Origin of the sequence: Methylobacterium sp. Leaf112 (assembly GCF_001423295.1) — a bacterium.
Lineage (GTDB): Bacteria > Pseudomonadota > Alphaproteobacteria > Rhizobiales > Beijerinckiaceae > Methylobacterium.
The window spans coordinates 169,153-180,660 of the sequence record NZ_LMNG01000033.1; the positions used below are offsets into that span (position 1 = coordinate 169,153).

General features: G+C 66.3%; 14 protein-coding genes and 2 tRNA genes. 8 read left to right on the forward strand and 8 right to left on the reverse strand.

The features are described 5' to 3' along the window. Positions 1–45: 45 nt before the first annotated feature. The 3 genes from ASF52_RS20175 to ASF52_RS20185 all read right to left on the reverse strand — a co-directional run bounded on the left by ASF52_RS20175 (position 46) and on the right by ASF52_RS20185 (position 679). Positions 46–261, reverse strand: a complete 216-nt coding sequence (locus tag ASF52_RS20175) for a hypothetical protein (protein WP_056176055.1) — start codon at positions 259–261, stop codon at positions 46–48. Positions 262–448: 187 nt separating this feature from the next. After that, positions 449–525 (reverse strand) — tRNA-Asp (locus ASF52_RS20180). A gap of 77 nt (positions 526–602) precedes the next feature. Next, a tRNA-Asp gene (locus tag ASF52_RS20185) sits at positions 603–679 on the reverse strand. A gap of 223 nt (positions 680–902) precedes the next feature. On the opposite strand from ASF52_RS20185, the gene ASF52_RS20190 reads away from it, so the two are divergent. Both ASF52_RS20190 and ASF52_RS20195 read left to right on the forward strand, forming a co-directional pair. Continuing rightward, entirely contained in the window at positions 903–1,421 is a 519-nt protein-coding gene (locus ASF52_RS20190) for a DUF2937 family protein (RefSeq protein WP_056176225.1), read from the forward strand. Between the two features lie 125 nt (positions 1,422–1,546). Further along, positions 1,547–2,776 carry a hypothetical protein gene (locus tag ASF52_RS20195; RefSeq protein WP_056176058.1) on the forward strand — a complete coding sequence of 410 codons (1,230 nt, stop codon included), beginning with the start codon at positions 1,547–1,549 and terminating at the stop codon, positions 2,774–2,776. A 42-nt stretch (positions 2,777–2,818) separates the two neighbouring features. On the opposite strand, the gene ASF52_RS20200 is transcribed toward ASF52_RS20195, so the two are convergent. Both ASF52_RS20200 and ASF52_RS20205 read right to left on the reverse strand, forming a co-directional pair. After that, complete coding sequence (locus ASF52_RS20200) at positions 2,819–3,271, reverse strand: metallopeptidase family protein (RefSeq protein ID WP_056176228.1); 453 nt, start codon at positions 3,269–3,271, stop codon at positions 2,819–2,821. Positions 3,272–3,294: 23 nt separating this feature from the next. Continuing rightward, on the reverse strand, positions 3,295–4,023 hold the full coding sequence (locus ASF52_RS20205) for a pyrimidine 5'-nucleotidase (RefSeq protein WP_056176061.1): 729 nt from the start codon (positions 4,021–4,023) through the stop codon (positions 3,295–3,297). Between the two features lie 408 nt (positions 4,024–4,431). Between ASF52_RS20205 and ASF52_RS20210 the strand changes: the two genes are divergently transcribed. Genes ASF52_RS20210 through ASF52_RS20225 form a run of 4 tightly spaced genes read left to right on the forward strand, consistent with a single transcriptional unit; the run spans position 4,432 to position 7,956 of the window. Next, entirely contained in the window at positions 4,432–4,983 is a 552-nt protein-coding gene (locus tag ASF52_RS20210; RefSeq protein WP_056176063.1) for a SiaB family protein kinase, read from the forward strand. 14 nt (positions 4,984–4,997) lie between these two features. Next, positions 4,998–5,384: a DUF1987 domain-containing protein gene (locus tag ASF52_RS20215; RefSeq protein WP_056176066.1), complete on the forward strand. Its 387-nt coding sequence runs from the start codon at positions 4,998–5,000 to the stop codon at positions 5,382–5,384. Continuing rightward, positions 5,381–6,265, forward strand: a complete 885-nt coding sequence (locus tag ASF52_RS20220; protein ID WP_056176069.1) for a GGDEF domain-containing protein — start codon at positions 5,381–5,383, stop codon at positions 6,263–6,265. Before ASF52_RS20215 ends, ASF52_RS20220 begins: the two co-directional genes overlap by 4 nt. Positions 6,266–6,276: 11 nt before the next feature. Then, positions 6,277–7,956, forward strand: coding sequence for a SpoIIE family protein phosphatase (locus ASF52_RS20225; RefSeq protein WP_082515416.1), 1,680 nt, complete (start codon positions 6,277–6,279; stop codon positions 7,954–7,956). 46 nt (positions 7,957–8,002) lie between these two features. On the opposite strand, the gene argB is transcribed toward ASF52_RS20225, so the two are convergent. Further along, complete coding sequence (argB, locus tag ASF52_RS20230; RefSeq protein ID WP_056176076.1) at positions 8,003–8,899, reverse strand: acetylglutamate kinase; 897 nt, start codon at positions 8,897–8,899, stop codon at positions 8,003–8,005. Between the two features lie 142 nt (positions 8,900–9,041). Further along, on the reverse strand, positions 9,042–9,635 hold the full coding sequence (locus ASF52_RS20235; RefSeq protein ID WP_244472951.1) for a peptidase S14: 594 nt from the start codon (positions 9,633–9,635) through the stop codon (positions 9,042–9,044). A gap of 252 nt (positions 9,636–9,887) precedes the next feature. On the opposite strand from ASF52_RS20235, the gene ASF52_RS20240 reads away from it, so the two are divergent. Next, positions 9,888–10,097 (forward strand): hypothetical protein, encoded by a 210-nt coding sequence (locus ASF52_RS20240; RefSeq protein ID WP_056176079.1) that lies wholly within the window; start codon positions 9,888–9,890, stop codon positions 10,095–10,097. Positions 10,098–10,299: 202 nt separating this feature from the next. Continuing rightward, complete coding sequence (locus ASF52_RS20245) at positions 10,300–10,575, forward strand: hypothetical protein (RefSeq protein WP_056176082.1); 276 nt, start codon at positions 10,300–10,302, stop codon at positions 10,573–10,575. Positions 10,576–10,685: 110 nt separating this feature from the next. Here ASF52_RS20245 and ASF52_RS20250 read toward each other — a convergent pair whose 3' ends face one another. Beyond that, a complete protein-coding gene (locus ASF52_RS20250; RefSeq protein ID WP_056176085.1) occupies positions 10,686–11,468 on the reverse strand; it encodes an MOSC domain-containing protein in 783 nt (260 codons plus the stop codon). Positions 11,469–11,508: the final 40 nt, after the last annotated feature.

Here is an 11,508-nt window from a genome sequence, read left to right on the forward strand (position 1 = left end):
CCGATCCGTTCGCTCGTCACCGTGGCATGCTGGGCACGCCCCGGCTCAGATCCGCGTACCCGGATCGCGTAACGGCGCACCGCAGCGCCATCCGGTGATGCGATAGTCCGGATGCGTCCCGACCCAGCGCGCCAGCTGCGGCTGTGCCACGTGCTGGCAGGCACGCGCGTCGGCGACGTCGAGGGCGAGCCGCCGCGCTTCGCAAGTGTCCGGCGCGTTGGTCATGCAGGCTGTGAAGTAGAGGAAGAAAAACCCCGGCATCGTTCACCCTCCGCAAGCCTGGGCCGACGACACGAGCATCGTCCGGCCGGTTGCGTTCGATGAGCTTAGGATTCCCACAAGCGAAAGCGAGCCGGCGCAACGTCGCCGCCGCGGGCAGGCGGGACCTTGGGGACCCGAAGTCCCTGCAACACCTTGCAACACAATGCAGATTGTCGGGGAATAAAAATGGCGCGGGCGACGGGACTCGAACCCGCGACCTCCGGCGTGACAGGCCGGCACTCTAACCAACTGAGCTACGCCCGCGTGGCGTGGAAAGCGATCCGCACAAGACACGTTTCGCGTCGCGCGAGATCGAACTTTCGGAATGGTAGACTTGTAAATGGCGCGGGCGACGGGACTCGAACCCGCGACCTCCGGCGTGACAGGCCGGCACTCTAACCAACTGAGCTACGCCCGCATGGCGTCCCGCCTCGTCTCCGCTGCGGTGTCGGGGGTGTATGTTCGGCCGCCCGGGCTGTCAAGCAGCCTGCGGCGGCATCCCGCAAGATCGTTCGGGCGTAAACGTGACCGCTTCCGTGGCCTCCTCCGGACGAAGCCGACGTCGAGCCTTGATCGAGGGCAGGGAACACCGGGGCCGCCCCGCGGCTTGTCCGAGCGTCGAACCCGTGTGGGAGGTGCCCGTGTTTCGTGTCCTCCGCACCTTGGGCCTCGCACTGGGCGTGCTTGCGGGCATCGTTGGGGCGCAGGGACCTGAGTTCGCTCAGCAGTATGGCCAGCGGTTGGCTGGGACCGTCGAGGAGTTGCGCCGCGTGGTCGCCGGGTTCGAAGCCGATGCACAGGCGACGGGACATACCCGTGACAGTGCCATTGCGCGGCTGCGCGGCGATTCCGATGCTCTTGTTTCTCGACGTGGGGCAGCCGCGCGCGCGGATCTCGACCGGCTCGCCACCCTAGCGGCACGCCGCGCCGCCCTCGACACCGCCGGTGGTCCTCTCGGCCGACTTGCGGCCCTGATCCGCGACCCCGACCTCCATCTCGCGCGGGCGACCTACGAGGACTATCGCCCCGCGATCCCGACGACCGCCGATGGCTTGGTGGCCGGGCTCCTCGGGTTCCTCGCCGCGTGGGCGGGATGGCGGGTTCTGTGCGACTTCGGGCGGCGTCTGATCTATCGACCGTCCGTCTCGGTCACGGCCTGAACCGTGTCCGCCAGGGCACAGGTGTTGCACGGCATCTACAGCCCGACCAGGACGAGTGCACTACGACTGGCGCCGTAGCGCGCGGGTCAACTCGTGGCGCCGGTTCACAGTCGACAGTCGCAATCATGGCGCGTGCGTCCCACCCTTCTGTCGATCCGGCCCTCGATGCCGCCGCGCTCCTGCGGCGCATCGGGTTCTTCGGCCTGTTCGTCCTCGTGCCGGTGACGACGCAGATGGGTCGCCGCGCGGCCGTCATTCTGGCGCCCATCGCCGTGGTGCTGCTGGTGCTGGCCAGCGCCATCGACGGCAAATCCGGGCCGTGGAGGCCAGCCGCTGGGCGCCTGCTGCGGATGCCGGCCTTCCTCGCCGGGCTCCTCGTCATCCTGTGGGCGGCTCTGTCCCTGGTGTGGACGCCGTTCCTCGATCTTGCCGCCGAGCGGTTGCTCAACCTGATCGCGACGATCCTTCTGACCTTCGCGGGCTATCTCGCCCTGCCGGAGCGGATGCGTTCGGCCAACCTCTACCTCCTGCCCGTGGGCACCGCGGCCGCCGCCCTCGTGGCGATTCTGCTCGGCCTGTTCGGGCATCGTCTCCCAGGAACGCCAACGGAGATCGATGGAACTCTGGACCGTGGATTGACGCTTCTCGCGCTCCTGGTCTGGCCGGCCGTGGCGTGGCTGCGCTCGCGCGGGCGCGACCTCGAATCCCTAGGCCTCGCGCTCCTCGTGGCCGTGGCCCTGGTGGTTTCGCCGAACGCGCTTCAACTCACAGCCTTGGCGGCGGGCGCCGCCGCCTTCGCCCTCACCAGTCTCCGGCCGTTCCTCGGCGTACGCGTCGCAAGCCTCGGTGCGGCAGCCCTCTTGGTGGGGGCGCCTCTGCTGCCGTTCCTCGCTCGACCCGTCGCCTCGACCCTGCTCGGCCCGGCTTCGCCCGGCGCCCTGTCGCTCAAGACCTGGCAGAAGATCGTCACCACGGAGCCGTTGCGCCTCGTCACGGGGCACGGTTTCGAGACGGCGCTGCGGGGCAGGATCGTTAATCTCCTCCCGGCCAATGCGCCCACCACGCTGCTGTTCGAGTTGTGGTACGAACTGGGCGTCGTCGGCGCAGTCGCCGCGGCGTTCGCGCTTCAGGCCGCGATCCGCCGCAGCGGACGGGGGACGCCCGTCCTCGTCCCCGGCGCCATGGCAGCCTTCGCCGCCGCATTCACCATCACCTGTATCGGTGTCGGCCTGACGGTGATGTGGTGGCTCACCACCCTGACGGTCGTGATCCTGGCCTTCGTCGCCGTGGCACGCGGCCAGTTCCGCACCCGCCGCCCGAAGGCGAGCCAGATCGGTCACCCGGAGACCCTCTGAGCCTCCGGCGCGACGCCTGTTTCGTAGGCCACCGCTCCGGGCTCAACCGTCGGAACGTGCCTCGATGCCGGCCATGTCGACGTCCGACAGGCCGAAATGGTGCCCGATCTCGTGGACGAGGACATGGGTGACGAGGTGCCCGAGGGTTTCCTCGTGCTCGGCCCAATAATCGAGCAAGGGCCGACGGTAGAGCCAGATCTGGTTTGGCATCTGGCCGGTCGTGAAGTCGCCCGATTGCGCCAGTCCGATGCCCCGGAACAGGCCGAGCAGATCGAATTCGCTGGCGCAGTCCATCTCGATCAGAGTGTCGTCGTCGGGAAAGTCGTCGACATGGATGACGATCCCCGGGCAAAGGGCACGAAACGCAGCCGGGAGATCTACGAACGCCGCATGAGCGAGCGCTTCGATGTCGTCCAGGGACGGAGCATGACGTTCGGCCCAAGGCTCTTGCCGTGTATCCTCTTGCCGTGTGTCACCCTGCCGCGTGTCCTCCAGACTCTGGTCGTCCTGCAGGCCGCTCACCGGATCACCGGTAGGACGCGGTGCGTGAGGAAGCCCGCGAGATCGCTCGTGATGTGGTCGATATGCGCTTGCTGCACCGCTTCCTGCTCGAACGCCTCCCGGAACGGATCGAGGGTTCGGGGCACGACCAACACGGTCGCCATGCCGATCTCATGCGGCACTACGAGATTGCGGGCGATGTCCTCGAACAGAACCGAACGGCGCGGATCGACCCCGTGGCGGAGGAGAAAACGCTCATAGGTTGAGCGTTCGGGTTTGGGCACGAAATCCGCGTCGGCGATATCGAACACGTCTTCGAAATGGTCGAGAATTCCGAGTTTTCGCGCCACGCTCTCGGCGTGCCGACGCGATCCATTGGTGAGGATGAGCTTGCGGCCGGGCAACTCGGCGATGGCGGTCCCCAGGGCCGGGTCGAGGCTGATGCTCGAATGGTCGATGTCGTGAGCGAAATCGAGAAAATCGTGCGGATCGATGGCCGCCTCAATCATCAGCGCTTTTAGGGTGGTGCCATAGCGATGGTAGAAATACTTCTGCAGGGCACGCGCCGAGAGCCCATCGAGACCGTAGAGGCGCATGACGTAGAGGGTGATCCGCTCGTCCACCTGTGGCCAAACCCGTGCGTCGCTCGGGTAGAGCGTGTTGTCGAGATCGAACACCCAGGTGTCGACATGATCGAACCCACGGGATCGGACGGAGGTGAAATGGTTTTCGCCGGGAAGGAACAAGGCGCTTCGACTTAAGGGTTGGGCCGGATGATCCGGCCGGGACGGCTAAGATGGGGCATGGCGCCGAAATTGGAAGCGCCAAGGTTCGCCAATGGCCCGAATGGTGCATTGCGGTCTGATATGGGACAGGGCCATTGTTCACCCTGGAATCTATCGAAGCCTCGTACGTCGAGTTTGTCTTCGACTTGCGCATTCGCGCGCCAAGGATGCTGTTTATTTCGTCACCACCTTCCTGTATTCGCTCATGGACACGAAGACCAAACCCCTGTCTAGCGTTTGTCGATCCGGCGCAAATGGGTAGGCTTGGCGCTGTTTTTAAACATTCATATACGACCCCAGTCTTAGGTTGGGTTCAGCCCGTCTCACGACGATCCCAATCGACACGTCGAACCCTTTGGGAGGGATGCATTGCTCGCCCAAGATTTTCGGAGCTTCTTCAACGCGTCGCGACGTGAGGGCGTGATCCTGTCGTTCGGCGGTGATCTCTCGGAGAACGTTCTTTTTTCCCTCGGGGAAGTGCTGAAATTGCGCATGGGCCAGGATGCGACGCATTCGAGTGTCACGAAGCGCGTCTTCGGTATCTTCGTCGAGCAGGCGCAGAACATCATCCGCTACTCGGCCGACAAGGTCGCCGAGCCAACGGGTTCCCGCGGTCTGATCAGCGCCGGCATGATCGTCGTCGGGGTCGCTGGCGAGCGGTTCTACGTGGTGTGCGGCAACGAGGTCCCGGACGGCGATGTCCCGACCCTGCGCGCGCGCCTCGATCACTTGACCACGATGACAGGTGACGAGTTGAAGGCGTTCTACCGTGAGAAACTCCGTCAGCCGCCCGACGAGGGAAGCCTCGGCGGTAGTATCGGCCTCATCGAGATCGCCCGCCGGTCGAGCGCGCCCGTCGAGTACGATTTCCAGGAACTCGGCGATGGGCGGAGCTTCTTCTGCCTCAAAGCCTACATCTGAACGGCGCCGGACCGATGGATACCATCAGCCTTCCCGCGACCGAGCGGTCGCCGCGCATCGATTTCGATTTCGGGCGCGGCCACCTCGCCTTGCGCGGCGAATCCTATCCCGAGGACGCCGCGGCGTTCTACGGACCGCTTCTTCAGGCCCTCCGGGGATATCTCGCCGAGGCCGCCACCGATCCCATCGTGTTCGAAGTCGGGCTTGCTTACTTCAATTCCTCGAGTGCCAAGGCGCTCATGAATCTGTTCATGCCCCTGGAGGATGCCGCCGCCGAGGGTCGGCCGGTGACGATCCGCTGGTTCTACGCCGATGGCGACGAGACAATCGCGGAAGCCGGTGAGGATTTCGCCGCCGATTTCTCCCATGCCCGCTTCGAGATGGTCGAGGAGTTCGCATGACGCCGGTGCCCAAGGCCGCGCCCCGTGCCGCCACGGCCCGCCCCGCGAGCGACGCCTTCAGCCTCTACGATGCCGAGGAAGCCGTGATCCGGCAAGCTGAGACGATGCTGGCTGGGCTTTCCGATGCCGCCGCCGGCGTCAACGCCTTGGCGGAAGCGTACCGCCGCGGCTACCGCGAGCAGCAACGCCTCGTCCGCATGAGCGACCGGATGCAACTCGATTTGCAGAAGGCCAATCACTGCCTCGCCGAGCAGCGTCGCGATCTCCAGGCGCTCAACGAAGCGCTCTCCAGGGAGATCGAACACCGCTCGCGCCTCGAAGCCGAACTGCGCCGCCTCGCCGACACCGACGACCTGACGGGTGCCCTGGCCCGGCGGCGCTTCATGGAGATGAGCGTCCGCGCGTGGCAGCGCCATGCGACCGACGGCACGCCGATCACCGTCATGATGCTCGATCTCGACCGCTTCAAGCTCGTGAACGACAGCTTTGGGCACGCCGCCGGTGATGCGGCTCTCGTCGCTTGTGTGGCGGCCTGCCTGGCGAACCTGCGTCCACACGATATCATCGGCCGCACCGGCGGCGAGGAGTTCGCCGTTCTGCTTCCGAACACCGCCCTCGACGCGGCCCTGGCGATCGCCGAACGTCTGCGGGTCGCGGTCGCATCGGCCGCGATCGAGACGCCGGGCGGGACCGTCATCCTGTCCGTCAGCATCGGCGTCGCCGAGGCCCGACCCGGTGAATCCCTCGAAGCCGCCATGCAGCGCGCGGACGCCGCCCTCTATACGGCCAAGGACAGCGGACGCGATCGTGTGCGCAGTGCCCCCGATGCATTGGGCTCCGCCCCCGGTCGACCGATCCGCATGACCCCCGAGGGCCCATGATTCCCGAGGGCATGCCGAGCGCCGAAGCTGCGCCGGTTCGGCGCGGCGGTTCCCTGCGGGGTGCCGGCCCACGCCGTAGCAGCGACTTCCTCGAAGCCGCCGGGTTCACCGATATGCCGCTGGCCGAAAGCGCCGCCGGCCCGACCATGAGGCCCGGATCCCTGCGCGGGTCTGCCCGAGGGCGCGACCTCGATAGTCTCGCCCATACCCTGTTCCTGCGGATCTACCCGGTCATCGCCGTCGTCGTCCTGGTGACGCAGATCGGCATCGCCTGGGTGAACTACAGCGACCAGATCCGGCTCTACACCGAGCGGGCAAAGTTGCTCGCCGCCCTGACCGCAAGTGCCGTCGCTCGGCCAGATTGGAGTACCCGGCCCGAGATCTACCGGCATCAGGTCCAGGCCCTAACCCTGGATCCGGCGTTCCGGGCGGTGGTTCTGCGCAATGCCGCGGGGGCCGTGGTCATGTCGCTGGGTGACATGCCGCGTGGTCGGTCCTGGGACATGGTCGTCGAGCAGGCTGATCTCTCCCTCCCATCCGAGACCAAACCCGTTGGACACCTCACCCTGGCCATCTCGGCCGAGGCGTTGCGCGGCAACGCCGAAAAGCAGGCGATTCTGGCCCTCGTGACCAGTCTCATCCTGATGCTCGCCTTCGTGTTGACCCTCCACGCCAATGTACGGGCGCACGTTCTAGCACCCCTCAAGCGCCTGCTCCTCGCCATGCGCGAGGTCGAGCACAAGAACTGGGTCACCGTCGAATCCGGTGCCCGTTTCAGGGCCAGCAACGAAATCGACGTGATCTCTCAGGCGTTCAACCGCATGGTCGAGGGTCTGCGAACGGGCGACGAAGCGAAGCGGCTGCTACAGGAACTCGAGACGGCGCATGCCAAGCTCGCCGAGGCCAACGGCCTCGTCATGGAGAGTATCGGCTACGCACGACGCATCCAGAGTTCGGTTTTGCCCGACCGCGCGGCGCTCGTGAGCACCGGCCTCGAGGTCGGGGTCCTGTGGGAACCGCTTCACGTCGTCGGCGGCGACTACTTTTGGCTCGAGAACATCGACGGGCTCGGCATCATCGTGGTGGCGGATTGTACCGGTCACGGCGTCCCGGGAGCCTTCCTCACCCTCATCGTCGCCACGGCCCTCGACCGCATCCTGCACGAGCGGCGCCTGCGCGACCCCGTCGAGGTGCTGCGTGCCCTCGACTCCATGGTCCGGGTGCAATTGCGCCAGGACGGTCGGGGCGCGGTTTCCGATGACGGCCTCGATTGCGGGATTTGCATCTGGGATCGGCAAACCGCGACCCTGCGCTTCGCCGGGGCCGGCCTCTCCCTCACGAGTGTCACGGATGGGACCGTCACGCGCATCCGCGGCGCGAAGAACGGCCTCGGCTATCCTCGGCGGGCAGGGGAAATCTTTGCGGTGGACGAGATCGTCGTCCAGACCTCGGCGGAGACGACGTTCTACCTCATGACCGACGGGATCACCGACCAGATGGGCGGAGAGCGGCGTCGACTGCTCGGTCATCGTGGGGTCGCCGACATCCTCATGGCGCGATCGCATGACGGCCTCGGCGATCAGGTTGCGGCGCTGCAGCAGGCCCTTGCCGATTACCGTGGCAGCGAAGCGCGCCGGGACGACATGACTCTGGTGGCGTTTCGACCGATCCCGCAATCGCTGCCCGCGTGACCGCCCTCCTCCCGGTTCGCCCTGCCGGGCGAACCGGGTCACGGTGTCAGCTCCGGCGGATCAGGGTCCCGGCACCGTAATCGGTGAACAGTTCCAAGAGCACGGCGTGGCTGACCTTGCCATCGAGGATGACGACCGCCTCGACGCCCTGCTCCAGGGCGTAGATACAGGTCTCGACCTTCGGGATCATGCCGCCCGTGATGGTGCCGTCGGCGATGAGCCGGCGGCAATCCTCCAGAGTGAGTTCGGGGATCAGCTTCTTGTCCTTGTCGAGGACGCCCGGTACGTCGGTGAGCAGCAGCAGGCGCTTGGCCCGCAGCGCCCCCGCGATGGCGCCCGCGAAGGTGTCGGCGTTGACGTTGTAGGTCTGTCCGTCGGCGCCGAAGGCCACAGGGGCGAGGACCGGGATGAGTTCGGCCTTGAGCACCGCATCGAGGACGCCGCGCTCGACGTGATCCGGTTCGCCGACGAGGCCGAGATCGACCTCTTGCTCGGTCTGGCTCTCGGGATCGATGATGGTGCGTGTGGCCTTCTTGGCCCGCACCATATTGCCGTCCTTGCCGCACAGGCCGATGGCCCGTCCGCCCTCGGCCGAGATCCAGCCGACGATCTGTTTGTTGATGGAGCCGGCCAGGACCATCTCGACCACCTCGACGGTGGCTTCGTCGGTGACCCGCAAGCCGCCCTTGAACTCCGACTCGATGCCGAGCCGCCCGAGCATCCGGCCGATCTGCGGGCCGCCGCCGTGGACCACGATGGGCTTGAGGCCGGACTGCTCCAAGAGCACGATGTCCTCGGCGAAATCCTCCGCCGCGGCACGGTCGCCCATGGCGTGGCCGCCATACTTGATGACCACGATCTCCTGGTCGTAGCGCTGCATATGCGGCAGGGCCTGAACCAGGACTTCGGCACGCACGTGCACGTTCGGCAACGGGTCTTTCATCGTGGGGCTCGTTCCTCGATGCGTGCCGGGCGGTCGTGCACGGCGCCGGGCTTCTACCGCAGGCATGTGACCCTGCGAAGCAGGCAGCGGGCAATTTTTACGCCCAGCCACGCGGCAGCGGGCGCAACCGCCGGTCTGTCCGTCAGATGACGGCCTCGATCAGGCCGAGGCCGCGGGCCTCTTCGGCCTCGATGTACCAGTTCGAGGGGGCGCGGGTCAGCACTTCGTCGAGGCTCACCGTCGATCCCGCGACGAGGTTGGCGAACCCTTCGTTCTGGATCTCGATGGAGCATTCGAGTTCGTGCAGGGCCGCCGTCACCGTGGCGATGCAGGTGGTGAGCGGACCGTCGATGTGCAGCTTCTTCGAGATCTTGCGCTCGTGGATCATCAGGCGGGTGCCGCGCGTCAGGTAGCGGTTGGAGCGGGCGAAGAAGCTCATGAAGGTGGTGCCGGCCGAGTAGATCGCTGCTTTTCCGAGAAAGACGATCCGCCGGTGCGGATCGACCTCGCTGGCGAAGCGGATGTCCTCGCCCATCATCCGAGCCACTTCCGGATCACCGCCGAGGGTCGAGAGTTCGACCACGACGAAATCCTGATCCGACGCCGCATCGAACTGCTGGCGGAAATCCTTGTACATCGACTGGTCCACGGGACCGGAGAGCAGGATGGCGGGAGCCTTGAAGGCCGAGGCGGGAAGCGGCGTCGTGTCCATGGTGTCCTTCGGGGGAAACGTCATCGGCCGCGTCCGGGAAGGCGTCGCGGGACCGGCTTGTGAGACGCTCACCGTCCCCCTGGAGTTCCGCGCTCCGATGCGACGACGGGCCGATCTTCATCTGCGGGTGCGACCGCATGCTGAAACACAATCCATCGGACACTCCCGGAAGCGTGATGATTGGAGGGAACTGATTTCCGCCGGAGGCACCGGGCCTTTAACGTCCGCTTAACTTTGAATCGTGATCCTGGGTCCCGTCGATCAGGGACTAAGCCGTTGTCCAACTCCGATTCTTTCACCCCCCGCCAGACCCTGACGAATCCGGGCCTGCTTGCCAGCGCGCTGCACCGGATCGGCACCGAGGCCGCCTCGACGGCCGAGGTCTGGCGCCGTCTCACCGAGCATTACATCGTCGATCTCGACGCCGTGGCGGCGCTGCTGCCGCGCGCCGAGCCCGAGCCTCTCTGGCTTCAGGGCCGGGACTGAGGGTGGCCCAAGCGTCACACACGGGCGCGATGCGTCTCGAGAATCCGCCCCTGGCATACGGTGTGCGTGGGGAGGATGGACACCAAGACCAATAACCCGAAACCAGATCTTCGAGGAACGCCCCAGACAACAATCACGCGGCCGCTCGAACGCCAGAGCCACTCCGCGGACCTTCTTCGCCATCTCGAACAAGAGGTCCGTCATGTCCGAATTGCTGTCCGTCGCCCTCGTCTGCATGCAAACCATGCTGGTTCAGAACTGCTCCCGCCAAACAGCCCTCGACGTGATCATCGCGCCCGCGAGAACACCGATGGAATGCCTGATCCACGGACAGGCCATGGCGGCGTCGGCCGGGTTGCCCGGAGGCGACGATCGCTACCTCAAGATCACCTGCGAGCGCCGCCACGCCGATCTGCGCCATCTGAGGCGCGCCGGCTACGCGGCAGCCGTTGTCCTGGTCCCCCGCGACGCCATCTGAAGCCGAAGGGGCCGATCGCGAACCCGGTCGATCCCCACTTCGTCGCATCACTCGCAGCACGACTGCTCCGTCGACGCACGGTTTCGGTTGGCGTCGGACGGTCGGCCTACTCAGACGTTCGCCGGCTCGAGCGTGAGGCGATCGCCGGTCCGCAAGGTGCCGCCGGCCACCACCTCTGCGTAGACTCCGCAATCCGTGTGGCCAAGGTGCTGCGACAGGGCGCGGGGGATCGTGAGGTCGCGAATGCCCGTGACCGGATCGACGTTGGTCGCCGCGCAACGCTCCGTGCGTTTGAGAACGCGCAGCGCGACCCCGCCGTGCGTGACGAGCGTGCGCCCGACGAGGTCGAGTTCGGCCCAAGGCGCCAGACCCGAGACGTGGAGATTCGCTCGGAACCGCAGGGGATCGACGGCAGCACCCGTCAGGGTCTCGACCGCCGCGACGCTGGCGAGATTGAGGAGCGAAACGAAGCCACGGGGCGAATCGGTGAAGCGGAAGCCGTCGGGCGCGCCCAGCACCTTGGGCGGGCCGCGTAGGGCGTCGGGCAGGTACCCGGCCAGGAAGCTTTCGATGGCGCCGCGTCCTTCCGCCGTGCCGAGATCACCCTGCGCCGCGACGCCGCCATCACCGTGGATCGTCAGGACGTTCGTATGCGCCTCGTAGCGTGCGTCGAGGCGGGCCAGGGCTTCGTGGCGCATGAGCATCAGGAATTTGATCTTGGGCTGATGCACGGGTGCCGCCGGATCGAAGCCGGACGGGCCGTTCTCGACGGCGAACAAGCGATCGCCGGGAAAGTAGTCGCCCGCCTCCAGATCGACGCTGTCGAGCCGTTCGGGCGAGAGGCCCTTCACGGGGTAGCGATGGAGAGCGTCGAGGTGCAGTTCGTTCGTCATCGGAAGAGCATGGACCGGTGACGAAGCCGCTTGCAAGGGT

Coding starts and splice junctions, on each gene's coding strand:
- ASF52_RS20175 (WP_056176055.1), bottom strand. CDS start 261: ATGCCGGGGTTTTTCTTCCTCTACTTCACAGCCTGCATGACCAACGCG.
- ASF52_RS20195 (WP_056176058.1), top strand. CDS start 1,547: ATGGCGCGTGCGTCCCACCCTTCTGTCGATCCGGCCCTCGATGCCGCC.
- ASF52_RS20215 (WP_056176066.1), top strand. CDS start 4,998: ATGGATACCATCAGCCTTCCCGCGACCGAGCGGTCGCCGCGCATCGAT.
- ASF52_RS20220 (WP_056176069.1), top strand. CDS start 5,381: ATGACGCCGGTGCCCAAGGCCGCGCCCCGTGCCGCCACGGCCCGCCCC.
- ASF52_RS20225 (WP_082515416.1), top strand. CDS start 6,277: ATGCCGAGCGCCGAAGCTGCGCCGGTTCGGCGCGGCGGTTCCCTGCGG.
- argB (WP_056176076.1), bottom strand. CDS start 8,899: ATGAAAGACCCGTTGCCGAACGTGCACGTGCGTGCCGAAGTCCTGGTT.
- ASF52_RS20235 (WP_244472951.1), bottom strand. CDS start 9,635: ATGACGTTTCCCCCGAAGGACACCATGGACACGACGCCGCTTCCCGCC.
- ASF52_RS20245 (WP_056176082.1), top strand. CDS start 10,300: ATGTCCGAATTGCTGTCCGTCGCCCTCGTCTGCATGCAAACCATGCTG.
- ASF52_RS20250 (WP_056176085.1), bottom strand. CDS start 11,468: ATGACGAACGAACTGCACCTCGACGCTCTCCATCGCTACCCCGTGAAG.